The organism is Halobellus sp. MBLA0158 (genome assembly GCF_041477585.1).
GTDB classification, from domain to species: Archaea; Halobacteriota; Halobacteria; order Halobacteriales; family Haloferacaceae; genus Haloquadratum; species Haloquadratum rubicundus.
On record NZ_JBGNYA010000001.1, the window covers coordinates 1,493,932 to 1,517,483 of the forward strand.

Genomic DNA, 23,552 nt, shown 5'->3' on the forward strand with positions numbered 1-23,552 from the left:
ACTCGCTCGCGGGCTCATTCGTCGTCGCTCGCGGACTCACTCCTCGTCGGACTCCGGCACCGCGGGCTCGTAGGCGCCGGGCGCGTCCGCGGGCGTCACCGCCTCGGGGTCGTCGCCGCGGAACCGCAGGATCGCCGCCTCGCAGGCCTGGAGCCCGTCGACGCGCTCGGTGTCGGCGTCGAGGTCGACGGTCTCGACGACCGTCCAGCCGTCCGCCTCGCCGTCGAGCGCGAGCCCCTTCACCCACGACTCGGTGGCGACGAGGAGGCCCGTGACGCGGCCCTCGTCTTCGATCGGGACGGCCAGGTCCAGCGCGTCGGCCGAATTGAGCTGGAGCAGTTCCTCGGGATCGAGCGGGCGGGGCGGCAGCGACTCGACGACGGACATACCGTCGCTGGGGCGAGCGGGCGCTTGGGCGTTGCGGATCGGCCCGGCCCCCGGCGTCGATCACAAAGCTTCTATCGGCCCGGCCCCCGGCGTCGATCACAAAGCTTCTATCGGCCCGGGAGCGAGGGGTGCCTATGTCGCCCGAGGCCGACGCCGGGAACGCGGCCGGAAGCGACGGGACGCCGGCGCCGTCGGGCGCTCGCCTCTCCGTCGCCGGCGTCGGATTCCGTCGGGACCGCGTGCTCGCGGCCGTGCTGGCGATCGCGGCCGTCGGGCTGTGTTTCAGACTCGTCGCGCTCGGGGCCCGGCCGTTCCACTGGGACGAGGCCCGCGTCGGCTACTGGACGCTCCGCTACCTCGATACGGGCGCGTTCCAGTACCGCCCCGTCGCCGGCGGGCCGCTGCTCTATCACCTCGGCCGAGCGTCGTTCGCCCTCCTCGGCGCCTCGGAGTTCACCGCGCGCCTCCCGGTCGCGGTCGTCGGCGCGGGCCTGCCGCTCGCTGCGCTGCTCTTCCGGGACCGCCTCAACGACGCCGAGACGGTCGCGCTCGCGCTCGTGCTGGCGTTCCAGCCGCTGGTGCTCTACTACGGTCGGTTCCTCCGCGGCGATGTCCTCCTCGCGGTCTTCGGCCTCGTCGCGGTCGGATTCGCGATCCGAGCGTGGGACCGCGGGAGCCGCCGGGACGCCTACGCCGCCGCCCTCGCGATCCCGCTCGCCGCGTCGGCGTCGGGGTTCGTCGCGGGCTATCTGCTCTGCGGACTGGGCGCGTGGCTCCTCGTCGTCGACCAGCGGAGCGTCGCCGCCGACGGCGGACGGAGCGCCCGCGCGACCCTGGCCGCGGTCCGAGGCCGACTCACCGGAACCGTGACGTCGGCCGCCCGCGCCGCCCTGCTCTCGGTCGGGACCGCCGTCTTCCTCTTCGCGCCCCGGGCGGGTCCCGGCGTCGAGCGGGGGCTCTACGCTCCCGCCGATTTCCCGTACGCGATCTACGAGGGCACCGTCGGCGCGCTCTGGCGGTTCGTCGGCGTCCGCCTCGTGAACCGCGCGCCCGACGGCACCCACGCCTTCCTCCCGTTCGTCCGCGACGCCGCCGCGCTCCTCGTCGCGGTCGCGCTCCCCGTGCTCGTCGCCGGCGTCGCGGTCACCTTCCTCGCGCGCTACGCGTCGCCCTCGCGACGCCGCCCGCTGATCGAGGGCGCCGGCTACTGGGGGCTCCTGGCGCTCTTCGTCTTCCCGACGCTCGCGGAGGTGTCGGCGCCGTGGACGCTCGTCCACGTCGTCGTCCCGTTGTCGCTCCCCGCGAGCGTCGGCTTCGTCGCGCTCGCCCGGCGCGGGATCGACGCCGTCCCCCGATCGCTCGGCGGCGCCGCGGCCGTCGACGTCGGCACCGCGGTCGCCGTCGCGCTCGCCTTCCTCGCGGTCGGCGCGCAGGTCGGCGCCGTCACCGCCGGCGGCGTGTACGGCCCCGCGGACCGCTCGAACCGCCTCGCGCAGTTCGCCCAGCCCAGCGACGACCTCGAACCGATCGAGGCCGCCGCGCGGGCCGCCGCCGACGAAAACCGGTCGACGGCCGAGGTCGTCTACGTCGGCGAGTCGTTCCACCTGCTCGACGACGCGATGCTGCGCCCGCCGGTCGGCGACGCCTGGGGCGCGCGGCTGCCCTTGCCGTGGTACGTCGCGGTCGCGGGCGCGGACGCGACGAGCGCCCCGAGCGTCTCGGCCTTCGCCGAGCGGTACGGCAACGGGAGCGCGCCGCCGATCGTCGTCGCCGATCCGGCAGCGCGGGCGGCGCTCGCGGACCGCCTCGGCGACGGGTACGAGGCGACGGTCTATCGGCTCGGCCTCTGGAACCGCGAGGTCGTCGTCTTCACGCGGCGTGCGGCGGTTCGGGACCGTCGTCTTCGCGGCGCAGGAACGACCGAACCTATTTTGCCCCGACCGAGCGGAGGGTGAGTATGGACCGTGAGATCCGGGTGTTGTTCGTCGGGGGCGACGGCCGCGGGTCGACTGCGGCATCGCTCGCGACGGCCGACGACCGATTCGCGGTCGTCACCGAGTCCCGCTCCGGGGACGCGCTCGACCGACTCGCCGGCGACGGCCCGATCGACTGCGTCGTCTCGGCCCAGGTCCTCCCCGAGACCGACGGGCTGGCGTTCCTGGAGCGCGTCCGCGACGCCCACCCGGACCTGCCCGTCGTCCTCCTCGCGGCCGACGGCAGCGAGTCGCTCGCCAGCGACGCGATCGCCGCCGGCGTCACCGACTACGTGCCGCGCGGGGACGGGGCGATCGACCGGCTCGCCGACCGCATCCCGGAGGCCGTCGCGCGGTACCGCGAGACGCGCCGGGCGTCGACCCGCGAACGGCTGATCGACGCGGCCGACGCCGGCACGTTCCGAGCCGCCCCCGACGGGCGGATCCTCGACGCCGACGACGAGCTCGCCGGGCTCTCGGGCGCGGACTCCGCGGCCGATCTCGTCGGCCGCTCGATCGGCGACCTCTGCCCGGAGACGGTCATCTGCGACCGCCTGGACGACGACGAGACCGCGTTCTCCGAGGAGGCGGTCCCGTTCCGGACGCTCGACGGCGACGAGCGGTGGGCGGCGCTCACCGTCTGCCGGACCGAGACCCCCGAGGGCGTCCGCATCGAGGGGCTCGTCCGCGACGTGACCGCCCGCAGGGAACGCGACCGCGACCTCCGGCTCTTCCGGGAGGCGATCGAGGCCTCCGGTCACTCGGTGTACTTCACCGACCGCGACGGCACGATCACCTACGTGAACCCGGCGTTCGAGGCGACTACCGGCTACGCGGCGTCGGAGGCGATCGGCCAGACGCCGCGGATCCTCAAATCGGAGGTCCACGACCGGGACTTCTACGAGCGGCTGTGGGATACGATCCTCTCGGGCGACGTCTGGCGGAACGAGATCGTGAACAAGACCAAGTCCGGCCGGCAGTACGTCGTCGATCAGACGATCGCGCCCGTCGAGGGGGACTCGGGGAAGATCGAACGCTTCGTCGCCGTCAACGCCGACATCACCCAACAGAAGGCCCGCGAGGAACAGCTCGACCGGAGCCGGGAGCGCCTCCGGGCGCTCTTCGAGCACTCGCCGGACGCGGTCCTCGTCCACACCCTCGACGGGTCCATCGTCGACGTCAACCGACAGGCCGTCGAGAGCCTCGGCTACGGCCGCCAGGAACTGCTCTCGATGAACGTCACCGAGATCGAGGCCCACCACGACCCCGAGACGCTCCGGAAGACCTGGGAGCGCGTCGCGGCCGGCGAGCGCGTGGAGGCGACCGCGCGGCACCGCCGGGCCGACGGGTCGACGTTCCCCACGGAGGTGTGGCTCACCAAGATCGAACTCGACGAGGAGCCCCGCATCGTCGCGTTCAGCCGCGACGTCACGGAGCGCCACGAGTACGAGGAGGAGCTCCAGCGGCAGATCGACCGCCTCGAACAGTTCGCCACGGTCGTCAGCCACGACCTCCGAAACCCGCTCAACGTCGCCACCGGGCGCTTGGACCTCCTCCGCGAGGAGGTCGAAAGCGACCACCTCGACGTCGCGGTCGACGCGCTGGATCGGATGGAAGAGCTGATCGAGGACCTGCTGGTCCTGGCCCGCGAGGGCGGACAGGCGACAGATGCCGACGCGATCGACCTCGCCGGCCTGGCGGGCGACTGCTGGCGGACCGTCTCGACGGCCGAGGCGACGCTCGATATCCGGACCGACGAGCGGATACGGGCGGACCGCCCCCGGCTCCAGCAGCTGCTGGAGAACCTGATCCGAAACGCCATCGAACACGGCGGCAGCGACATCACGCTGACGGTCGGCGACCTCCCCGGGGGCTTCTACGTCGAAGACGACGGTCCCGGGATCCCGCCCGACGAGCGCGAGCACGTCTTCGAGACGGGCTACTCGACCGCCGAGGAGGGCACCGGACTCGGCCTGAACATCGTCCGACAGGTCGCCGAGGCCCACGGCTGGGACGTCACGATCACAGAGAGCGGCGCGGGCGGCGCCCGCTTCGAGATCACGGGCGTCGAGACGTTCGAGAAGACGGCCGAATCGGACCCGGTGTAGCCGTCAGCGGAAGCCCATCGCTTCGATCTGTTCTTGGTACCGATTCCGGATGGTGACCTCGGTGACCTGGGCGACGTCCGCCACTTCGCGCTGGGTCTTCTTCTCGTTGCACAACAGTGAGGCCGCGTAGATGGCCGCGGCGGCGAAGCCCGTCGGCGACTTCCCCGACAGCAGACCCTGGTCGGCGGAGACGTCGATGATCTCCGTCGCCTTCGACTGGACCTCCTCGCTCAGGCCGAGCGCCGACGCGAAGCGCGGGACGAACTGCTTGGGGTCGACCGGCTTCAGTTCGAGGCCGAGCTCCTGGGAGATGTAGCGGTACGTCCGGCCGATCTCCTTTTGGGGGACCCGGGAGACCTCCGCGACCTCGTCGAGCGAGCGGGGGATGCCCTCCTGGCGGCAGGCCGCATACAGCGCGGAGGTGGCGACGCCCTCGATCGAGCGGCCGCGGATCAGGTCCTCGTTGAGCGCGCGTCGGTAGATCACCGAGGCAACCTCCCGTACCGATCGCGGGACGCCGAGCGCCGAGGCCATCCGGTCGATCTCGGAGAGCGCGAACTGGAGGTTTCGCTCGCCCGCGTCCTTCGTCCGAATGCGTTCCTGCCACTTCCGCAGGCGGTGCATCTGCGAGCGCTTTTCGGAGGAGAGCGAGCGGCCGTAGGCGTCCTTGTCCTTCCAGTCGATCGTCGTCGTCAGGCCGCGGTCGTGCATCGTCTCGGTGATCGGCGCGCCGACGCGGGACTTCGACTGCCGCTCGGAGTGGTTGAACGCCCGCCACTCGGGCCCGCGGTCGATCTGCTGCTCGTCCAAGACCAGCCCGCAGTCGTCACACACCAACTCCCCCTGGTCGGCGTCGGTGACGATGTTCGACGACTCGCACTCCGGACAGACGAGCTGTTCGTCGCTCGTCTGCTCGGATTCCTGCTCACGCTGGCGCTGGCGACGCGAACGTTCCATTATAAGGTTTGTGGTGAAGGGTCAATTTAAACCTTTGTGACGTAATTTTTATACTATGCCGTTTCGGGCCCAAAGTAGTATACGGTTCCGTCGCCCAGTGGGAACCGATGCGTTCCGCGACGGCGCTCGTTTTCGTAGTTGTCCTCGCCGCCGGCTGCCTCGGAACCGCGCCCGCGCCCGACTCCACGGCCACCGACGCCGGCGCCTCGTCGGTGTCGGGCGACGCCGTCCACGTCACCGTCGTGGAGGTCGTCGACGGCGACACCGTCGACGTGGCGTACCCGAACGGGACCCGCGACACCGTCCGGCTGTTGGGCGTCGACACGCCAGAGACCCACGGCGAGAACACGCCCGGCGAGTTCGAGGGCGTCCCGGAGACGGCCGACGGCCGCGAGTGCCTCGCCCGAGCGGGCGAACGCGCCTCCGCGTACGCGAGAGACCGGCTGGCGGGCGAGACCGTCGCGCTGCGCTTCGACGAGCGCGCCGACCGCCGGGGGTACTACGGGCGGCTCCTGGCGTACGTCGTCGTCGACGGCGAGTCGTTCAACCACGCGCTCCTCCGCGAGGGTCACGCCCGCGTGTACGACAGCACCTTTACCGAACGTGAACGCTACGAGGCGACCGAGGCCGACGCGCGAGCGGCCCATCGCGGCCTGTGGGCCTGCGCGGATCCCGACGCGCTCGCGACGACGACCGCCCCGGCGACCGCCACCGCGACCCCGCTGGCCGACGGCGGGAGCGGCCCGCTGGAGGTCGTCGAGGTCCACGCCGACGCCGCGGGCAACGACCACGAGAACCTCGACGACGAGTATGTCACGTTCCGCAACGCGGGCGAGGCCGCGCTGGACCTCTCTGGCTGGACCGTCGCCGACGCCGCGGGACACACCTACACCGTTCCCGACGGCACGGTTCTCGATCCCGGCGCGGAACTGACGCTGCGGACCGGAAGCGGCACCGACACGGAGACGACGCTCTACTGGGGCGCCGACGGCGCGGTCTGGAACAACGGCGGCGACGAGGTCGTCGTCCGCGACGACGACGGATCGGTGGTGCTCCGATACGCGTACTGACGAGCGCCGGCGGAGCGGATTACCGCCCGTTTTCGAGAAGGCTTTTTGTATTATCGGAAGGAATCTCACGGTGATGCGATCGACCGCCGAGCCGTCGGACCGCTGCCGCGAGACCGCGCCGCGAGGGGGGTGGCCCTGATGGCGACGAAGTCCGCCCTGGAGACCCAACTGGCCGTCGTCGCCGGCTTCGAGGACCCCCGCGCGGACTTAGAGCAGTACCCGACGCCGCCGGAGCTCGCCGCCCACGTGGTCCACATCGCGGACCTGAACGGCGACGTCGAGGACCGGCCGGTGATCGACCTCGGCACCGGGACGGGGATGCTGGCGCTCGGGGCCGCCCTCCGCGGGCCGTCCCGCGTCGTCGGCGTCGACATCGACCGCGCGGCCCTGGAGACGGCCGTCGAGAACCGTCTCCGGGTCGGGACGACCACCCCCATCGACTGGGTCCACGCCGACGCGACCCGCGCGCCGCTCCGTCCCGGGGGGCCGACCACGGTGCTGATGAACCCCCCGTTCGGCGCGCAGAACGGCAACGAGCACGCGGACCGGGCGTTCCTGGAGACCGCGGCGGACCTGGCCGAGGTGTCGTACTCGGTCCACAACGCCGGCTCGGAGTCGTTCGTCGAAGCCTTCGCCGCCGACCGGGGCGGGACGGTGACCCACGCGTTCCGGGCGACCCTCGACGTCGACCGGCAGTTCGACTTCCACGACTCGGAATCGAAGGCGATCGAGACCGAGGTCTACCGGATCGAGTGGGCGGACGAGGGCCGATAATGATTACTCGTAGGTCTCCTTCGCGAGCAGTCGGAGACGCGTCTGCCCGTAGGAGACGTAGACGTCCGAGCGGTTCCGGCGGAACGTCAGTCCGTTGACCGTCACCGACTCGTTCTCGGCCGGCATCCCGGCGCTCAGCGTGTTGTTCCCGCCGCTGACCAGGATGTAGTACTGGTCCGTCTCGGGGACCACGGTGACGTTCCGCCCCGCGAGCGTGGGGCCCGCGCGGACGGGATCGGACGTGTAGACGATGCGGCCCGACTCCCGGTCGCCGAGCGCGACCCGGTAGGCGGTGCCGTTGCCGAGGACGTTCCAGCCGTCGCGCTGGGCGTACACCGTCTCGCGCCAGCCGACGCCGCCGACCCGGACCGCCGTCTGTCCGGTGAAGGCCAACCGCCCCTTCGGCACCGCCGTCGTCCAGATGCCGCGGCGCTCGCTGCGGACGATCACCCCCGAGGTGTTGACCGCGGTGGTCTCGCCGAACGCCTCGACGTCGACGGCCGAGACGAGGCCGTTCCGGACGTCTTCGGCGTAGGTCACCTCGTAGTCCTGGACCGAGATCTCCTCGCCCGGCAGCTCGCCCTCGCCGGCGGTGAAGAGGTTCGCCGGCACCGAGGGGCCCGCCAGCGCGGCCGTCACGAGCAGGAGCACGCCGAGGGCGACGTGCCAGCGCTCGACCGTCCCGCTGTCGACGCCGAGGTCCCACGCGAAGAGCGGGTCGTCGCGGGCGACGACGGCCGAGGCGACGACGAGCGCGAGCAGGGCGACGAGCGCGACGCCGACCGCGCGGTAGAGGACGTACGTCTCGCCGCCGCGGTACCAGTAGACGGCCCACATCGACTGCTCGATCGCGAAGAGCACGGTCCCGAGCCAGAGCCGCCGGGCGCTCGGCCGCTCGCTTGCCGGGCGCGTCCGGACCACCGCGAGACCGACCAACACGCCGAGGAGCAGGCCGAGCGCGTGGCCCTGGATGGCGATGTCGGCCCACCACGGCGAGACGTACGCCGGCCGGCCGCTCGCCGTCAGCACGGGCGTCCGGAGCGCGTTGTACAGCAGTCGGAGCGCCCCGCCGGCCGCCAGCGCCACCACGGTCCCGATCGGATAGGCGACGAGCGCGGCGCCCGCGAACGCGAAGACGACGCCCGAGAAGCCGATGATCGGGCCGATCGCGAACACCGACGTCAGGAGGCCGACGACGAGCACCGCGAGCGGAAAGACGAGGAAGGCGCGGACGAAGGGGTTCGTCCGGAGAGACGAAAACGACTGCGAGCCGCGTTCCCGCGGGAAGTGCCCCCACGCGTACTCAGCCAGCGGTGCGAGCGTCAGCGTCCCGACGAGGTTGCCGATCAGGTGCGCCGGGCCGTTGTGGGAGAAGGCCGCGGTCAGGAGCCCCAGCGGGTAGAAATACGACCACGCGCGGAACGGGATCGTGACCGGCGAGTACCAGTACTGAAAGCCGCTCTGTGCGAAGAGATACACCCCGAGGACCGCCGTCGCCGAGACGAGCGTGCCCCACGGGAGGCCGAGGACGAACCGCTTACGGAGCGGCGCGCCCAGGTCGCTGCCGCGTTCCAGTCGGAGGAGGCCGAAGAGGGAGAGCGCGATCGCGACCACCACCGCGACGCGAAAGAGGAGATCGACGGGTGGGACGTCCATCGTACGTACGACGTTGGCGCGGAGTCATAAGAACTGTTGTAACCGCCGCCCGACGGTCGTGTCACCGACCCGACCCTCGACACGACAGCGACAGCCGTTCCCGCCCAGTCGGCCCGGCGGTTCGGATGTCTCCGCCACCGACCCGCTTCGCTCATTCGGGGAGCCGTCCGATCGCGAGACCGAGTCAGATCTTGCTCTCGGCGTCCTTGGCGAGTTCCTTCATCCGCTTGCCGACGCGGCCCGCGTTCGAGAACTCGTCGTCGCTCATCGCCGTCGCCAGGGCGTTACCCAACACGAAGACGGCGTGTTTGTGCTCGCTCTTGGACTTGTGGACGTGCGAGGGGTCGACCTCGAGTTCCTCGTACTCGGCGAAGATCTCCTCGTCGACGTCCTCGCGACCGGCGAAGTTGTCCTTGATGATGACCATCTGTTCGTGTAGTTCCAAGAGCTCGTCTTTGTGCATAGACGTGGATACGCGAGAGGCCGTGTTAAGGATTATTGGTGGCTTCTGACACGGGTATATATATGGATGCCGATCGACTCCGCGGCGGAGCCGGACTGGGAGGGCAAGAAAACAGCGTGCGTCGAGCGGTCAGAAGACGTACTCGTCTTCGTGGCCCATCATCCCGTCGTCTTCGAACCGGTCTTCCTCGTCCATCGGGCCGCTCGTCTTGAACGCCCGAATCCCCGTCGAGAGGAGCTCCTCGATGGCTTCCTCCCGATTGACGAACTCGCCTTGGTCGACGAGTTGTGCGATCTGCATCTCGAGGTGTTCGGGGACGTTGATGTTCACCTTGGGCATCTGAACGTGAGGGGGTTTGGATCCGGGTTATTTAAACCCTGCGGCGAACTTTCAGCGTTCGAGAAACTAAATTTCTGCAATCGCGTAGATCTCTTGTTCCTTCCCGGATGATAGTTCACGCTGCCGGTAGCGACGGCGAATTCGGCCGACATTGTCGGTGATCGGGACCGACTGGGCGGACCGAAAGGGACCTGGGCTGTCGGTGGTGCGCAGTCGAACAGCGTATACCGCGCCGTCGCCTACCGCGGGTATGGTCGAAGACGTCACCGATCTCTACCGGGAGTTCGGGGATGAGCGGCTCCCGCCCGGCCAGCGCGAGTCCTCGGAGTTCCCGGTGCTCTCGAAGGGCGGCACGCCGTCGTGGGACCGCGAGACGTGGTCCTTCGACGTCTGGGGCGCCGTCGAGGAGGAACTGTCCCTCTCGTACGAGGAGTTCCGGGACCTCCCGGCGACGACGCAGCGGCAGGACTTCCACTGCGTCACCGGCTGGAGCGGCCTGGGCTTCGAGTTCACCGGCGTCCCGTTCACCGAGATCGCCGACCTCGCGGGCGTCCGCTCGGACGCGGTCCACGTGATGTTCCACGCGCTGGACGGCTACACGACGGACCTCCCGCTCTCGGACTGTCTGCGCGAGGAGGTCCTCTTCGCGTACGGGTACGACGGCGAGGACCTGCCCGAACCCCACGGCGGCCCGCTCCGCGTCGTGACGCCGCACAAGTACGCCTACAAGGGCGCCAAATGGGTCGACGGCGTCGAGTTCCTGACCGAACCGGAGGCCGGCTACTGGGAACAGCGCGGCTACTCCCAGACGGCGAACCCCTGGAACGAAGAGCGCTACGGGTGACCGCGCGGGTGCGGGGGCGTCCCCGCCGTCGGAGCGCCGACGCCGTCGTGCGATCGGGGGGACGAAATCGGGAACGCGCGCCCATAGTCAAATAAAAGAGCGTGGCGTCCCGAACGCCGACAATGGAATCGTTGCGGACCGACGCGGCGGACTACCACCTCGTCAGCCGGTCGGTCCCCATCCCGACGCCCTCGTTTCGCGCCGTGCTCCGCGCCGCCGACGCGCCCCGGACCGTCTGGAGCGCGCCCGGCGAGGCGGCCGTCGTCGGGAGCGGCGCGGCGGCGACGCTGACCGCCGACGGCGCCGATCGCTTCGACGCGATCCGGGAGGCCGCGGAGGCGCTCTTCGCCTCCGGCGACGTCCACGCGGGGACCGAGGCCGCCCGCCCGCGGCTGTTCGGCGGTTTCGCCTTCCACGCCGACAGCGCCGACGGCCCGCCCTGGGAGGACTTCCCCGGGGCGCGCTTCGTCTTCCCGCGCGTGCAGGTGACCTGGACCGGCGGGACGCCCGACGCGGCCGACGCAGCGGCCGACTCTGACCGCGGCGCGTGGCTGACGGTCAACGCTGTCGGCCCCGACGTCGACGCCGCGGACGTCGAAGCGCGGCTCGACGCCGAACGCGAGCGGGTGGAGTCGCTCTCGGACGATTCGGAGAGGGGACCGCCCGGCGTCACCGACCGCCGACGCACGACCGCTCGCGAAGACTGGCGGGCGGGCGTCGAGACCGCGGTCGAGCGGATCCGCTCGGGCGACCTCCGGAAGGTGGTGCTCGCCCAGGCGCTCGAAGTCGACCTCGATGATGACCTCTCTCTGCCGGACGTGCTCTCGCGGCTCGGCGAGGCGTACCCGGACTGTTACCGCTTCCTCGTCGAGCCCGAACCCAGCGCCGACCGCCCGCAGACGTCGTTCTTCGGTGCGACGCCCGAGCGGCTCGTCTCCGTCCGGGGCCGGACGGTCGAGACCGACGCCCTCGCCGGGACGACCGGCCGGGGCGAGACCCCCGCCGAGGACGAGTGGCTGGCCCAAGAGCTCGCGCGCGACGAGAAGAACGTCCACGAGCACGAGCTCGTCGCCGAGACCGTCGAAGACCAGCTCGCGCCCTTCGCGGCGTCGGTCTCGGCGGGCCCGCGCCGAATCAAGCGGCTCGCGACTGTCCAGCACCTCTGGACGCCGATCACGGCCACGCTCGCCAGCGACGAGCACGTCCTCTCGCTGGCGGAGGCGCTGCACCCGACGCCCGCGGTCGGCGGCCTCCCCCCCGAGGCGGCCCTGGAGACGATCCGCGAGACCGAGCCGTTCGACCGCGGGTGGTACGCGGCGCCGGTCGGCTGGATCGACGCCGCGGGCTACGGGACGTTCGCGGTCGCGCTCCGCTCGGCGGTCGCCCGCGAGGACACCGCGACGCTGTTCGCGGGCGTCGGCATCGTCGCCGACTCCGACCCCGACCGCGAGTGGGACGAGGTACAGCTGAAGTACCGGCCGATCCTCGACGAACTGGAGGCAGACGGGGCGTGACGCGGCGCGGAACGGATCCGAACCGCAACACCCTCTGGGCACGGGCGTTCGTCGACGAACTCGCGGAAGCGGGCGTCGACGCCGTCTGCATCTCGCCCGGCAGCCGGTCGACGCCGCTGACGGTCGCCTTCGACCGCCACGACGACGTCCACGTCTTCTCGCACCTGGACGAGCGCGCGTCGGCGTACTTCGCGCTCGGCCGCGCCCGACGAACCGGGAACGTCACGCCGCTTGTCTGCACCTCTGGGACGGCGGCGGCGAACTTCCACCCGGCCGTGATCGAGGCGTCGCAGTCGCGGGTGCCCTTGCTGCTCCTCACCGCAGACCGGCCGCCGGAGCTCCGCGACTCGGGCGCGAACCAGACGATCGACCAGGAGAAGCTCTACGGCGACGCCGTCCGGTGGTATCGCGACGTCGCCGAGCCCGAGCCCGACGATCGAAAGCTCCGCTCGCTGCGGACGACCGCCGCGCGCGCCCTCGCGAAGGCGCGGGGGACGCCCGCCGGCCCGGTCCACCTGAACTTCCCGTTCCGGAAGCCGCTGGAGCCGACGCGTGTCGATGGCGACGTCCCCGCCGACCTCCCCAGACTGGCGACGGAGGGACGCGACGGCCCGTTCGTGGACGTCGAGGCCGGTCGGCCCGAACTCGACGACGACGCGCTTAGGAAATTGGCCTCCAAACTCTCGGAGCCCCGCGGGCTGCTCGTCGTCGGGCCGACCGACGCCCCGGGCGTCGACCCCGAGGCCGTCGCGGCGTTCGCCCACGCCAGCGGCTTCCCCGTGCTCGTGGACCCGCTCTCGGGCGTCCGATACGGCGGGCTGACCCGCACGACGCCCGTGATCGGCGGCTACGACGCCTACCTCGGCGAGCGCGTCCGCGACGCGTGGCCCGACCCCGACGTCGTCGTGCGGGTGGGAGCCTCGCCGACGTCGAAGCCCCTGCGGAAGTATCTCTCCAACAGCCGCGCGACCCAGTACGTCGTCGACCCCGCCGCCGGCTGGCGCGAGGCTGAGTTCGCCGCCACGGACCTCGTCGTCGCGGACCCCTCGCGTCTCCTCGGCCGGCTCTCGCGGCTCCTTTCGGGAACGGGCAGCCGCGACTGGCGCGAGCGCTGGACCGCCGCCGACGCGGCCCACGAGGCGGTCCTCGACGAGGAGGGGGAGTTCTGCGAGGGTCGACTCCTCCGCGACGTCGTCGATCTGGCGCCCGATCCGTCGACGCTCTTCGTCTCGAACTCGATGCCCGTCCGCGACCTGGACCGCTTCGGGGCGCCGACGACGACGTCCCTGACCGCGCTGGGCAACCGCGGCGCCTCCGGCATCGACGGCATCGTCTCGACGGCGCTCGGCGCGGGGTCGGCGACGACCGACGACCTGACGCTCGTGACCGGCGATCTGGCGTACTACCACGATATGAACGGGCTCTTGGCCCTCGGCCGCTGTGACGTCGACGCCACGATCGTCCTCATCAACAACGACGGCGGCGGGATCTTCCATATGCTCCCGATCGAGCGGTTCGACCCGCCCTTCACCTCGCAGTTCGTGACGCCCCACGGCCTGGACTTCGCGCCGACGGAGGACCTCTACGACCTCTCGTTCGCGCGCGTCGAGGGGGGCGACCGCCAGGCCTTCCGCGAGCGGTACACCGACGCGACCGAACGCGAGGGCTCGCACGTCATCGAGGTCCGAACCGACGCCGAGTCGAGCCACCGCGTCCGCGAGGAGCTCCGCGAGCGGACCGTCGAGCGAGTGCTCGACGAGACGGCGTAGCTCCCGGCCGGCGCGCAAACGAATCTTTTTGCGGACTCCGGCCGGCCTCCCGGTATGGTCTCAGAGATCTTCGACGCCGAGCGCTGGGAGCCGGTCGATGGGTCCGACGCCTTCGATGACATCACCTACCACCGCGCGGTCGACGTGCCCGCGGTCCGGATCGCGTTCGACCGCCCGGAGAAGCGCAACGCCTTCCGGCCGGGCACCGTCGACGAACTCTACGCCGCGCTCGACGACGCTCGGAAGAAAGCCGACGTCGGCTGCGTGCTCCTCACGGGCAACGGCCCCTCGCCGAAGGACGGCGGCTGGGCGTTCTGCGCCGGCGGCGATCAGTCGGTGCGCGGCGAGTCCGGCTATGAGTACCGCGACGACGACGCGGCCGACGAGTCCGACGACGAGCTGGTGAGGGAGGCGAAGGCGGGGCGGCTCCACATCCTCGAAGTCCAGCGGCTCATCCGGTTTATGCCGAAGCCCGTCGTCGCGGTCGTGCCCGGCTGGGCGGTGGGCGGCGGCCACTCGCTCCACGTCGTCTGCGACCTCACCCTCGCGAGCGAGGAGCACGCGAAGTTCCTCCAGACGGACCCCGACGTCGCCTCCTTCGACGGCGGCTTCGGGTCGGCCTACCTCGCGAAGCAGATCGGCCAGAAGAAGGCCCGGGAGGTGTTCTTCCGCGGGAAGACCTACTCCGCCGCGGAGGCCGTCGAGATGGGGATGGCGAACGAAGCGATCCCCCACGAGGACCTCGAAGCCGTCGCCCTGGAGTGGGCCGCCGAGATGACGGATAAATCCCCGACTGCGATACGAATGCTCAAGTACGCCTTCAACCTCGCCGACGACGGCCTGGTCGGCCAGCAGGTCTTCGCCGGCGAGGCGACCCGACTCGCGTATATGACCGACGAGGCCCGCGAGGGCAGAGACGCCTTCCTGGAAGGTCGGGATCCGGACTTCTCCCAGTTCCCCTGGCACTACTAGCTCAGTTCTCAGATCAGCGCGTCCGCATTTCCTCTCTGCCCGACTACCGCCGTTCAGTGTCTCGATCGATCGATCCACACGTGTCGAGTGCGACACCAAATATTATCCAAACGTATGTCTATTTGGGAATATAGTATCTATACCAAACGAAATACGCCGCAAGATTAAATATACAATAGCAATATGATGTAATCACGAAGCAAATATGAGAAAACTCGAACAGTTGGTGTGTCGACACGAGTACGAGCCCCGGTCGATGCACGTCGACGCCGGCGAACTGGTCAAGCAGTGCCGAAAGTGCGGGAAACGCGCCCGGGAACGACAGCCCGCGACGAGACGGTCGGTCTGAGCGCTGCGCCGTCTGCACCTTTCGTTCCGGGTCGCGCGGCGCGGCCCTCAAACCGAACTTTGACGCCGCCGCCGTTCCCACTCCGACGTGATGAGTACGCAGGACATCAGCCGGCGTCGGGCGTGGGTGATCGCCGCGCGCCCGCAGACGCTCCCCGCGGCGGCGGCGCCGGTGATCGTCGGCACGGGACTCGCGGTCCACGACGGGGTCTTCGCCGCCCTCCCGGCGCTGGCGGCGCTCGTCGGCGCCGGGCTGATCCAGATCGGGACCAACTTCGCGAACGACTACTACGACGCGGTGCAGGGCGCAGACACCGACGACAGGGAGGGGTTCACCCGCGTCACCGCGGGCGGGCTCATCGCCCCCGAGACGGTCAAGCGCGCGATGTACCTCACCTTCGCGCTCGCCATCCTCCTCGGTTCCTACCTCGTCTACGTCGGCGGCGTGCCGATCCTCGTGATCGGCCTGCTGTCTGTCGCGTCGGGCATCGCCTACACCGGAGGCCCGTACCCGCTCGGCTACCACGGCCTCGGCGACCTCTTCGTGTTCGTGTTCTTCGGCCTCGTCGCGGTCGCTGGGACGTACTACGTTCAGGCGGCTGCGGTCCTCGCGGCGCCGTTCACGGTCGGGATCCCGTCGGGGACGCTCCCGGTCGTCGCGCTCGTCGCGGCCCTGCCGATCGCGGCGCTGTCGACGGACATCCTCGTCGTCAACAACGTCCGTGACAGGGCGGAGGACGCGACCACCGGCAAGCGAACGCTCGTGGTCCGGTTCGGCTACGGCTTCGCCCGCGCGGAGTTCGTCGCGATGCTCGCCCTGGCGTACGCCGCGCCGCTGTGGTTCTTTTTCCGGGGGGATTTCACGGCCGCGGTCCTGCTGCCGTTCCTGACGGTGCCGACCGCGCTCGACATCACCCGGACGATGCTGACCGAGACGGCCGGCGAGGTGCTGAATCCGACGCTCGAACGGACCGGGCGCCTGCTTGCGGCCTACGCGGTCCTGTTCGCCGTGGGCCTCTCGGTCACGGAGCTGCCGTTCTGATGCGCGTCGATCCGTTCGCCCTCTGCCTCCGCTCGTCGCTTTCGACCGCCGCCGGGGAGATCGACCGCCGCGAGGGCTTCCTCGTGCGCGTCGAGCGCGGGGACGAAGTCGGACTCGGCGAGGCGACGCCGCTGCCCGGGTGGACGGAAGGCTACGAGGAATGCGAGGGGGCGCTGGAATCGGTCGACGACCGCGACGGCGATATCGACCTCGACGCCCCCGCGGCGCGACACGGCGTCGAACTCGCTCGCGCCGACGCGGCCGCCCGCGCCGCCGGTGAGTCGCTGGCGCGGTACCTCGGCGACGACGCGGCCCAGGCCGTCGCCGTCAACGCCACGATCGGCGACGGCTCCGTCGAGGAGACCCGATCGGCCGCCCGCGAGGCCGTCCGAGACGGCTACGCCGCGCTCAAAGTGAAGGTCGGCGCTCGGTCGGTCTCCGCGGACGTCGCGCGACTGCGGGCGATCAGAGCGGCCGTCGGCGACGGCGTCGAACTCCGCGCGGACGCCAACGGCGCGTGGGGGCCCGCCGAAGCCGAATCGTTCTTCGCGGCCGCAGCCGACGCCGCGCTCGATCTCGCGTACGTCGAACAGCCGCTCTCACCCCCGTCTGTGGCCGAACACGGGGCGTTGGACTCCCGGGGAGTCGATATCGCGCTCGACGAGTCGCTCGCGGCCGTCGGCCCCGACGCGGTGCTCGACAGCGGCGTGGCCGACGTGGTCGTCTGCAAGCCGATGGCGCTCGGTGGTCCGGTCCGGACGCTCGCGTTCGCCGAGCGCGCCGCGGCTCGCGGCATCGACGTCGTCGTCACGACGACCATCGACGCCGTCGTCGCCCGCACCGCCGCGCTCCACGTCGCGGCCGCGGCCCCGACGCAACGGGCCTGCGGCCTCGCCACCGGTTCGCTCCTCTCGGCCGACCTCGCGGCGGACCCCGCGCCCGTGGAGGACGGCGAGATGCGCGTTCCCGACGGGCCCGGCCTCGCCGGCGACGCGTTCGAGTCGCTGCGGCGGAACGGGCCGTAGTGCCCATCCTGCCGCGGAGCAGTCTCGAATCTGGCGGCGGGTATAAGCCGCTCCGCGCCCACACGCGAGTATGGCCGAACCGACGCCGGGCCAGCGTCGACTTCTCGCCGGGCTGTTCGTCTTCGCCGCGGTCGTCTTCGTCGTCGGGATCGTCGCCGTCGCGTTCCTCGCGGGCGTGATCTGACGCCGATCTCCCGTCTCGCTACTCCTCGCCGGGGCGGTGAGTCACGCCCGATCGGCTGTCGGCGCCCTTCCGACGGATGGCGGCCGCGGCGGTCGAGGCGTCGTAGCCGAAGTAGACGTGCTCGGCGTACTCCTCGGCGACTTCGGCGGCGCGCACGAGGTCGTCGAGGTCCAGGTCGACGGCGTAGAGTTCGACCGAGAAGGGCGTATCGAGCCCGCTGAGCCGGCTCTCGAAGCCTTTCGCGATCGTCTCCAGCCAGTAGGTCGTCCCGTAGTGGGTGTCGTAGAGGGGGACGACGAACTCGTCGACGTGGGGGGCGAGCGCGTCGAGGTCGAGGCCGGCGCGGCGGTAGAGGTGCCCGTCGTACGGATCGGGATAGAGCGTCAGGTAGGTGCGGCCCGGGATCCGGTCGGCGGCCGCCGTGACGAAGTCGGTGATCACGTCGGCGCGCCACGCCAGCCAGTCGTCGCGGTCGCTCTCGGCGAATCGGCGCTCGCACCGCTCGCAGTGACAGAAGCCCTCGCGGGGGAAGCCGACGTCGTCGAGGCGGACGGCGTCGTTTTCGGCGGCGCAGTCCTCGACGATCTCCAAGAGCCCGGCGCGGTACTCCTCGTGCGTCGGGCAGATGTAGGACCAGTCGAAGTACCGGCGGTCGCGCGTCGCCTCCTCGCCCGCTTCGTCGACGGGGACGAGGTCGGGATCCGAGGATGCCGCGGCGTTGTCGCCGAAACACGAGATCATGTTCACCGCCTCCGCGAGCGGTTCGGCGGCCTGGCCGGTGACCTCTTTGACCTCGTAGAAGCCGACGTCGAACTCGCTCCACCCGACCTCCTCGGCGTTCCGCGTGACCACACCGTACATATCCGCTCTTCCGGGGCAAGCGGTATCAGTCGTTCGTTCCCGCCCCCGACCGATCCCGGGGAAACGCCGTCGCGGGCGGCTACCGCTCGCCGGCGTGTGAGATCGGCGGGAACACTCGGCGTCGTCGGGCTGTCGCGACGGCGACGCCGCTTTCCGATTCGGTATCGCAGCGAAGAACGGGGGTCGGAGGGCTATTCGTCGTCGACTTCGACTTCGACGGTCTCGTCGCCGCCGGAGACGACGAAGTAGACGAGTGCGATGAGGGCCAGTACCAGGATGAACTTGGATTTTCCGGACATACGAGAGGGTAGGACATCTCGGTACAAAGTGGTTTCCCTCCGAAAGCCGGGCGCGTGGCTCCGAAAACTGACGGCGACCCGATCGTTCGTCAGGACACGTCGAGGTGGGTCGCGATCTCGTCCTCGCGGACGATCTCGCCGCAGTAGTCACACCGCAGGCCGTCCGAGAGGACGACAAAGCGCGTCTCGACGGGCTCGTCGGCGTTCGTGATGCAGTTCCGGTTCGGACACGAGAGCACGCCCGTGACGGCCTCGGGGCGCTCGATGCGCTTCTTCTCTATGACGTCGTACTCGCGGATGATGTTGATCGTCGCCTCCGGCGAGATGACAGAGAGAACGTCGACCTCCGACTGGCTCAGCTCGCGGTCTTCGACCTTCACGATGTCCTTCTTCGCGAGCTTGTCCGAGGGGACGTTCATCCCGACCGAGACGCTCTCGCCGCCGGAGCCGTCGATTCCGAGGAGCGCGAGGACGTTCAGCGCCTGCCCGGCCGCGAGGTGGTCGATCACCGTCCCGTTGCGGATCTTCGAGACGCGGAGCTCGCGGTCGCTGTCGTCGGTGTCGTTCATTGGCTCCCTCCCTCGGCGTTTTCGAGCAGCATATCCAGCAGCGCCATCCGGACGGGGACGCCGTTGTGGGCCTGCTCGAAGTACTTCGCGTGATCGGTCTCGTCGACCTCGGGCGCGATCTCGTCGACGCGCGGCAGCGGGTGCATCACCGTCAGCGAGTCCTTCGCGGCGTCGAGGTCGTCGGTGTCGATCTGGTACTCGCCGGCGACTTTTCGGTACTCGTTCTCGTCGGGGAAGCGCTCGCGCTGGATCCGCGTGACGTAGAGGACGTCCAGGTCCGAGAGCACCTCGTCGAGGTCGGTGTGTTCCCGCACCTGCGCGCCCGACTCGTGGAGGTCGTACCGGACGCTCCGGGGGAGCTGGAGGCTTTCGGGGCTGACGAAGTGCTGGCGCACGTCGAAGTTCGTCAGCGCGGCGGCCAGCGAGTGGACCGTCCGGCCGTACTTCAGGTCGCCCATGATTCCCACGGTGACGTCGTCGAGGCCGGCGTTCTCCCGCATCGTGTAGAGGTCGAGGAGGGTCTGGGTCGGGTGCTGGCCCGCGCCGTCGCCGGCGTTGACGAGCGGCACGTCGACGAACTCCGTGGCCATCTTGGCCGCGCCCTCGGAGGGGTGTCGGAGCACGAGCGCGTCGGCGTACCCCTCGATGACGCGGACGGTGTCCGCGAGCGTCTCGCCCTTCTTCACCGACGAGGACTCGACCGAGCCCATATCGATCGTCCGCCCCCCGAGTCGCTTCATCGCCGTGTCGAAACTCATCCGCGTGCGGGTGCTGGGCTCGAAGAAGCAGAGCCCGAGGACCGTGCCGTCGCGCCGTCCCTGCCAGGCGCCGACGTCGGCGTCGATCTCCGCCGCGCGGTCGAGCACCGCCTCGATGTCGGCCCGCGACAGCTGGGTCGCGGAGATGAGGTGGTCCTGACGCATCGTATACGTGCCCGCGGGGCACGGACTTGAATCGCTCGGGTCGCTCCGGGTGTGGAACGCGGGGGCACGCCTGACGGGCTCAGGGCCAGTTGCCGCCCTCGCGGTACGACTCGACGATCCGCCGGATGGCGACCACGTAGGCCGCGGTCCGGAGGTTCGGGACGTCGTGGGACTCGAAGGCGTCGACGAGTTCGTCGAAGGCGCTCGTGATGACGGATTCGAGTTCGTCGTTCACCCGCGCTTCGGTCCAGGGGAAGCGCTGGCGGTTCTGCACCCACTCGAAGTACGAGACCGTCACGCCGCCGGCGTTCGCGAGGATATCCGGCACGACGTGGACGTCGCGCTCGGTGAGGACGTCGTCGGCGTCGGGCGTCAGCGGCCCGTTCGCGGCCTCGACGATCACGTCCGCCCGGACGTCGCGGGCGAGGTCGCCGTCGATGGCGTTCTCCAGGGCGGCCGGCACCAGGAGGTCGACGTCGAGCGTGAGCAGTTCCTCGTTCGTCTTCGCCTCGGCGTCCCCGTAGTCGGAGACCGAGCCGGTCTCGGCCTTGTGGGACTTCACCGCGCGGGGGTCGAGCCCGTCCGGGTCGTAGATCGCGCCCGAGGAGTCCGAGACCGCGACGACGGACGCGCCGAGGTCGTCGATGAGTGTCGCGGCGACCGACCCGGCGTTCCCGAAGCCCTGGACGGCGACGGTGGCGCCCTCGATGTCGGTGCCGAGGTAGTCGAACACCTCGCGCGCGGCGAGCATCACGGAGCGCCCGGTCGCCTCGATGCGGCCCGCGCTCCCGCCGGAGGACTTGGCCTTGCCGGTGATCACGCCCGGCGCCGTGGTCCGTTCGAGCGTCTCGTAGGTGTCCTTGAACCAGTTCATCTCGCGCTGGCCGGTGTTGACGTCCGGCGCGGGGATGTCGCGCTCGGGACCGACGAACGGGCGGAGTTCGGTCGCATACGAGCGCGTGAGCCGTTCGAGCTCGTTGGTCGAGTACTCCCTGGGGTCGACGACGATACCGCCCTTCCCGCCGCCGTAGGGGATGTCGACCACGGCGCACTTGTAGGCCATCCACCCCGAGAGCGCCTTGACCTCGTCGCGGGTGACGTTCGGGTGGTAGCGAATGCCGCCCTTGTACGGGCCGCGGTCCCCGTTGAACTGCGAGCGGAAGGCCCTGAACTGCTCTAAGGTGCCGTCGTCCAACTCGACGGAGAGAGTCAACTCCAGGACGCGCTCGGGGTGCTTCAGCCGGCCGATGACGTCCTCGTCGACGTCGAGATACGCCGCCGCGTCGTCGACCTGCTCCTGGAGGCTCTCGAACGGGTTGGCTTCGCTCATACTAAACCGCAGAACCGCGGCGTGGTTATAGTTGCTGGAGGGCTCACCGATTCGGCGTGTTTCGCGCGCGATCAGCGGTGGCCGATAATTAAGTCAGAAAAAATTCAAATAGCTATATAGTTTTAAAATAAACAATATATCCGCTACAAAATCGGTTTAAATTCGTATAGAGCCAATTTTTGAGAAATACAGAAAATAAAACACAAATATGTTTTAATAACACGCGATATTCGGCCAATAGTTTTCATACCGAAAATGTATGTACCTCCCCGTTCTTCGGGTACGTATGACGAAGAAGGCGAACCATCCCGTCAGGACGACCGAGAAGACCCTCGAACTGATCGAGGTCCTCGACACCGACGACGGGTTCCGCCTGAGCGAACTCGAAGAGCGGCTCGATATGAGCAAAAGCGGGATCCACAACCACCTCAGCACGCTTCGGGAGCACGGCTACGTCGAAAAGCACGGCGACGAGTACGCGCTCAGCCTCAAATTCCTCTCGCTCGGCGGCCACGTCCGCAGCCGCTCGCCGCTGTACCGACACGGCCGGGCGAAGATCGACCAGCTCGCCGACGACACCGGAATGCTGGCGAACCTCGCGACCGAGGAGAACGGCCGGGCGGTCTACCTCTATCAGTCCCGCGGTCGCTACGCCGTCAACCTCGACACCCACGTCGGCTTCCGCCTCCGCCTCCACAACGTCGGGATCGGGAAGGCCATCCTCGCGTCGCTCCCGCGCGAGCGCGTCGAGGAGATCATCGACCAGTGGGGCCTCCCGGAGGCCACGGAGAACACGATCACCGACCGCGAGGAGCTGTTCGCCGAGCTCGACGAGATCCGGGAGCGCGGCTACGCGACCGACGACGAGGAGCGCACCGAGGGCCTCACCTGCATCGGCGCGCCGGTGAAGCTCGGCGGGGAGGTGCTGGGCGCGATCAGCATCTCCGCGCCGACGAAGCGTCTGGGGAACGCCGGCTTCGACGACGACATCACCGCCGAGGTCGAGAGCACCGCCCACGAGCTCGCGCTCGACATCAAGTACGCCCGACAGTAGCGGCCGATCGTCGGGACTGGTTCGCCCGCCGTCAGTGAGAACAATTATCACCTCGGTCCGGCGTAGTACCCACGTATGCCGGAAATCGTCGACGGGTACACCCACATCCTGACGGAGCACTTCTTCGAGGAGCTGACCGACCGATTCGGCTTCCAGGGGCTCTCGGGCCGCCCCGAGTTCCTCTGGGACGTCGAGCAGCGGAAGCAAGATATGGACGACTACGGCGTCGACAAGCAGGTCATCACGCTCGCTCTTCCCACATTGTTCCAGGGGATGGACCACGACCTCGCCTTGGAGATCACGAAGCTCGCCAACGACGAGGTCCGCCGGCTCGCCGACGAGCACCCCGACGACTTCATCCCGGTCGCGACGCTGCCGAAGGTGAGCGAGGAATTCATGGCCGAGTTCGAGCGCTGCGTCGACGACCTCGATATGCAGGGGGTCCAGATCTTCTCGAACATCGACGGCAAGCCGCTCGACCACGAGACGTTCTGGCCGCTCTTCGAGGAGGCTGAGGCCACCGACACGCCGCTGTGGATCCACCCCCAGCTGTGGGAGTGGTACGACTGGGCCTCCGAGTATATGGAGCACCGCCTCTTCGGGTGGCCGTTCGACACGACCCTGGCGCTCTCCAGACTGGTGTTCGGCGGCGTGATGGAAGAGTATCCCGACCTGGAGATCGTCTCCCACCACGGCGGCGGGATGGTCCCCTTCTACGGCAGCCGCATCGAGATGTTCTACCAGCAGCGGCAGGCCTACCCCGAGAACTACCCCGAGTTCCACGAGAACAGCGCGCCGCTCTCCCGGCCCGCCGAGGAGTACTTCAAGAAGTTCAACGCCGACGCGGCCGTCTCGGGTTCGACGCCCGCCCTGGAGTGCGCGGCGTCGTTCTTCAACGACGGCAACGTCGTCTTCGGGACCGACTACCCCTTCAGCCCCGAGCGCGGCCGGCGGACGATCGACGTCACCATCGACGCGGTCGACGAGATGGACGTCGACGACGGCATGCGAGAGGACATCTTCGCCGGGAATCTCTACGACCTGATCGACTGACTCCAGTTAGTTTTCAAATATAGAACGGATCCGAGAAA

The 23,552-nt window shown here is 69.6% G+C and carries 22 protein-coding genes; 13 read left to right on the forward strand and 9 right to left on the reverse strand.

Translation table 11 applies throughout. The annotated features are described in order from the left end of the window. Positions 1–36: 36 nt before the first annotated feature. Positions 37–387, reverse strand: coding sequence for a DUF7964 domain-containing protein (locus OS889_RS07775; RefSeq protein ID WP_372388744.1), 351 nt, complete (start codon positions 385–387; stop codon positions 37–39). Between the two features lie 134 nt (positions 388–521). Here OS889_RS07775 and OS889_RS07780 point away from each other — a divergent pair, with 134 nt between their 5' ends. Together OS889_RS07780 and OS889_RS07785 are read left to right on the forward strand one after the other, a co-directional pair. Then, positions 522–2,342: a flippase activity-associated protein Agl23 gene (locus OS889_RS07780; protein WP_372388746.1), complete on the forward strand. Its 1,821-nt coding sequence runs from the start codon at positions 522–524 to the stop codon at positions 2,340–2,342. Between the two features lie 2 nt (positions 2,343–2,344). Next, on the forward strand, positions 2,345–4,468 hold the full coding sequence (locus tag OS889_RS07785) for a PAS domain S-box protein (RefSeq protein WP_372388748.1): 2,124 nt from the start codon (positions 2,345–2,347) through the stop codon (positions 4,466–4,468). Between the two features lie 3 nt (positions 4,469–4,471). Here OS889_RS07785 and OS889_RS07790 read toward each other — a convergent pair whose 3' ends face one another. After that, complete coding sequence (locus OS889_RS07790; protein ID WP_372388749.1) at positions 4,472–5,425, reverse strand: transcription initiation factor IIB; 954 nt, start codon at positions 5,423–5,425, stop codon at positions 4,472–4,474. Positions 5,426–5,532: 107 nt separating this feature from the next. On the opposite strand from OS889_RS07790, the gene OS889_RS07795 reads away from it, so the two are divergent. Continuing rightward, positions 5,533–6,495 (forward strand): lamin tail domain-containing protein, encoded by a 963-nt coding sequence (locus tag OS889_RS07795; protein WP_372388751.1) that lies wholly within the window; start codon positions 5,533–5,535, stop codon positions 6,493–6,495. A gap of 138 nt (positions 6,496–6,633) precedes the next feature. Continuing rightward, entirely contained in the window at positions 6,634–7,269 is a 636-nt protein-coding gene (locus OS889_RS07800; RefSeq protein ID WP_372388753.1) for an METTL5 family protein, read from the forward strand. Positions 7,270–7,272: 3 nt separating this feature from the next. Here OS889_RS07800 and OS889_RS07805 read toward each other — a convergent pair whose 3' ends face one another. The 3 genes from OS889_RS07805 to OS889_RS07815 form a co-directional block, all read right to left on the reverse strand. Beyond that, the gene (locus OS889_RS07805) at positions 7,273–8,925 is read right to left on the reverse strand and encodes a rhomboid family intramembrane serine protease (RefSeq protein ID WP_372388755.1); all 1,653 of its coding nucleotides are present in this window, start codon (positions 8,923–8,925) and stop codon (positions 7,273–7,275) included. 184 nt (positions 8,926–9,109) lie between these two features. Continuing rightward, a complete protein-coding gene (locus tag OS889_RS07810) occupies positions 9,110–9,388 on the reverse strand; it encodes a UPF0058 family protein (protein WP_372388757.1) in 279 nt (92 codons plus the stop codon). A 129-nt stretch (positions 9,389–9,517) separates the two neighbouring features. Then, positions 9,518–9,727 (reverse strand): ribbon-helix-helix domain-containing protein, encoded by a 210-nt coding sequence (locus OS889_RS07815; protein ID WP_372388759.1) that lies wholly within the window; start codon positions 9,725–9,727, stop codon positions 9,518–9,520. Positions 9,728–9,977: 250 nt separating this feature from the next. Between OS889_RS07815 and OS889_RS07820 the strand changes: the two genes are divergently transcribed. The 7 genes from OS889_RS07820 (at position 9,978) to OS889_RS07850 (ending at position 17,241) form a co-directional block, all read left to right on the forward strand. After that, entirely contained in the window at positions 9,978–10,571 is a 594-nt protein-coding gene (locus OS889_RS07820) for a molybdopterin-dependent oxidoreductase (protein WP_372388761.1), read from the forward strand. Positions 10,572–10,693: 122 nt separating this feature from the next. After that, positions 10,694–12,085, forward strand: a complete 1,392-nt coding sequence (locus OS889_RS07825) for an isochorismate synthase (protein WP_372388763.1) — start codon at positions 10,694–10,696, stop codon at positions 12,083–12,085. Further along, positions 12,082–13,854 (forward strand): 2-succinyl-5-enolpyruvyl-6-hydroxy-3-cyclohexene-1-carboxylic-acid synthase, encoded by a 1,773-nt coding sequence (gene menD, locus OS889_RS07830; protein ID WP_372388764.1) that lies wholly within the window; start codon positions 12,082–12,084, stop codon positions 13,852–13,854. The genes OS889_RS07825 and menD overlap by 4 nt, the downstream gene beginning before the upstream one ends. 54 nt (positions 13,855–13,908) lie before the next feature. Then, entirely contained in the window at positions 13,909–14,826 is a 918-nt protein-coding gene (locus tag OS889_RS07835) for a 1,4-dihydroxy-2-naphthoyl-CoA synthase (RefSeq protein ID WP_372388766.1), read from the forward strand. Between the two features lie 205 nt (positions 14,827–15,031). After that, positions 15,032–15,175, forward strand: coding sequence for a hypothetical protein (locus OS889_RS07840; RefSeq protein WP_372388768.1), 144 nt, complete (start codon positions 15,032–15,034; stop codon positions 15,173–15,175). 90 nt (positions 15,176–15,265) lie between these two features. Then, on the forward strand, positions 15,266–16,216 hold the full coding sequence (locus OS889_RS07845) for a 1,4-dihydroxy-2-naphthoate polyprenyltransferase (RefSeq protein WP_372388769.1): 951 nt from the start codon (positions 15,266–15,268) through the stop codon (positions 16,214–16,216). Next, complete coding sequence (locus tag OS889_RS07850; RefSeq protein WP_372388770.1) at positions 16,216–17,241, forward strand: mandelate racemase/muconate lactonizing enzyme family protein; 1,026 nt, start codon at positions 16,216–16,218, stop codon at positions 17,239–17,241. The genes OS889_RS07845 and OS889_RS07850 overlap by 1 nt, the downstream gene beginning before the upstream one ends. A gap of 202 nt (positions 17,242–17,443) precedes the next feature. Here OS889_RS07850 and OS889_RS07855 read toward each other — a convergent pair whose 3' ends face one another. The 4 genes from OS889_RS07855 to OS889_RS07870 all read right to left on the reverse strand — a co-directional run bounded on the left by OS889_RS07855 (position 17,444) and on the right by OS889_RS07870 (position 21,407). After that, positions 17,444–18,286 (reverse strand): hypothetical protein, encoded by an 843-nt coding sequence (locus OS889_RS07855; protein ID WP_372388772.1) that lies wholly within the window; start codon positions 18,284–18,286, stop codon positions 17,444–17,446. A gap of 388 nt (positions 18,287–18,674) precedes the next feature. Continuing rightward, on the reverse strand, positions 18,675–19,154 hold the full coding sequence (gene pyrI, locus OS889_RS07860; RefSeq protein WP_372388774.1) for an aspartate carbamoyltransferase regulatory subunit: 480 nt from the start codon (positions 19,152–19,154) through the stop codon (positions 18,675–18,677). Then, a complete protein-coding gene (gene pyrB, locus OS889_RS07865; RefSeq protein WP_372388776.1) occupies positions 19,151–20,077 on the reverse strand; it encodes an aspartate carbamoyltransferase in 927 nt (308 codons plus the stop codon). The genes pyrI and pyrB overlap by 4 nt, the downstream gene beginning before the upstream one ends. Before the next feature lie 79 nt (positions 20,078–20,156). Further along, positions 20,157–21,407, reverse strand: coding sequence for a Glu/Leu/Phe/Val family dehydrogenase (locus OS889_RS07870; RefSeq protein WP_372388778.1), 1,251 nt, complete (start codon positions 21,405–21,407; stop codon positions 20,157–20,159). A gap of 286 nt (positions 21,408–21,693) precedes the next feature. On the opposite strand from OS889_RS07870, the gene OS889_RS07875 reads away from it, so the two are divergent. Both OS889_RS07875 and OS889_RS07880 read left to right on the forward strand, forming a co-directional pair. Then, the gene (locus OS889_RS07875) at positions 21,694–22,461 is read left to right on the forward strand and encodes an IclR family transcriptional regulator (RefSeq protein WP_372388780.1); all 768 of its coding nucleotides are present in this window, start codon (positions 21,694–21,696) and stop codon (positions 22,459–22,461) included. Between the two features lie 75 nt (positions 22,462–22,536). After that, positions 22,537–23,514 carry an amidohydrolase family protein gene (locus tag OS889_RS07880; RefSeq protein ID WP_372388782.1) on the forward strand — a complete coding sequence of 326 codons (978 nt, stop codon included), beginning with the start codon at positions 22,537–22,539 and terminating at the stop codon, positions 23,512–23,514. The last annotated feature ends 38 nt before the right edge of the window (positions 23,515–23,552 follow it).

What these genes read in the sequence shown, in the direction of transcription:
- OS889_RS07775 (WP_372388744.1), bottom strand. Translation starts at nt 387, where the DNA reads ATGTCCGTCGTCGAGTCGCTGCCGCCCCGCCCGCTCGATCCCGAGGAA.
- OS889_RS07780 (WP_372388746.1), top strand. Translation starts at nt 522, where the DNA reads ATGTCGCCCGAGGCCGACGCCGGGAACGCGGCCGGAAGCGACGGGACG.
- OS889_RS07785 (WP_372388748.1), top strand. Translation starts at nt 2,345, where the DNA reads ATGGACCGTGAGATCCGGGTGTTGTTCGTCGGGGGCGACGGCCGCGGG.
- OS889_RS07790 (WP_372388749.1), bottom strand. Translation starts at nt 5,425, where the DNA reads ATGGAACGTTCGCGTCGCCAGCGCCAGCGTGAGCAGGAATCCGAGCAG.
- OS889_RS07795 (WP_372388751.1), top strand. Translation starts at nt 5,533, where the DNA reads ATGCGTTCCGCGACGGCGCTCGTTTTCGTAGTTGTCCTCGCCGCCGGC.
- OS889_RS07800 (WP_372388753.1), top strand. Translation starts at nt 6,634, where the DNA reads ATGGCGACGAAGTCCGCCCTGGAGACCCAACTGGCCGTCGTCGCCGGC.
- OS889_RS07805 (WP_372388755.1), bottom strand. Translation starts at nt 8,925, where the DNA reads ATGGACGTCCCACCCGTCGATCTCCTCTTTCGCGTCGCGGTGGTGGTC.
- OS889_RS07810 (WP_372388757.1), bottom strand. Translation starts at nt 9,388, where the DNA reads ATGCACAAAGACGAGCTCTTGGAACTACACGAACAGATGGTCATCATC.
- OS889_RS07815 (WP_372388759.1), bottom strand. Translation starts at nt 9,727, where the DNA reads ATGCCCAAGGTGAACATCAACGTCCCCGAACACCTCGAGATGCAGATC.
- OS889_RS07820 (WP_372388761.1), top strand. Translation starts at nt 9,978, where the DNA reads ATGGTCGAAGACGTCACCGATCTCTACCGGGAGTTCGGGGATGAGCGG.
- OS889_RS07825 (WP_372388763.1), top strand. Translation starts at nt 10,694, where the DNA reads ATGGAATCGTTGCGGACCGACGCGGCGGACTACCACCTCGTCAGCCGG.
- OS889_RS07835 (WP_372388766.1), top strand. Translation starts at nt 13,909, where the DNA reads ATGGTCTCAGAGATCTTCGACGCCGAGCGCTGGGAGCCGGTCGATGGG.
- OS889_RS07840 (WP_372388768.1), top strand. Translation starts at nt 15,032, where the DNA reads ATGAGAAAACTCGAACAGTTGGTGTGTCGACACGAGTACGAGCCCCGG.
- OS889_RS07845 (WP_372388769.1), top strand. Translation starts at nt 15,266, where the DNA reads ATGAGTACGCAGGACATCAGCCGGCGTCGGGCGTGGGTGATCGCCGCG.
- OS889_RS07850 (WP_372388770.1), top strand. Translation starts at nt 16,216, where the DNA reads ATGCGCGTCGATCCGTTCGCCCTCTGCCTCCGCTCGTCGCTTTCGACC.
- OS889_RS07855 (WP_372388772.1), bottom strand. Translation starts at nt 18,286, where the DNA reads ATGTACGGTGTGGTCACGCGGAACGCCGAGGAGGTCGGGTGGAGCGAG.
- pyrI (WP_372388774.1), bottom strand. Translation starts at nt 19,154, where the DNA reads ATGAACGACACCGACGACAGCGACCGCGAGCTCCGCGTCTCGAAGATC.
- pyrB (WP_372388776.1), bottom strand. Translation starts at nt 20,077, where the DNA reads ATGCGTCAGGACCACCTCATCTCCGCGACCCAGCTGTCGCGGGCCGAC.
- OS889_RS07870 (WP_372388778.1), bottom strand. Translation starts at nt 21,407, where the DNA reads ATGAGCGAAGCCAACCCGTTCGAGAGCCTCCAGGAGCAGGTCGACGAC.
- OS889_RS07875 (WP_372388780.1), top strand. Translation starts at nt 21,694, where the DNA reads ATGACGAAGAAGGCGAACCATCCCGTCAGGACGACCGAGAAGACCCTC.
- OS889_RS07880 (WP_372388782.1), top strand. Translation starts at nt 22,537, where the DNA reads ATGCCGGAAATCGTCGACGGGTACACCCACATCCTGACGGAGCACTTC.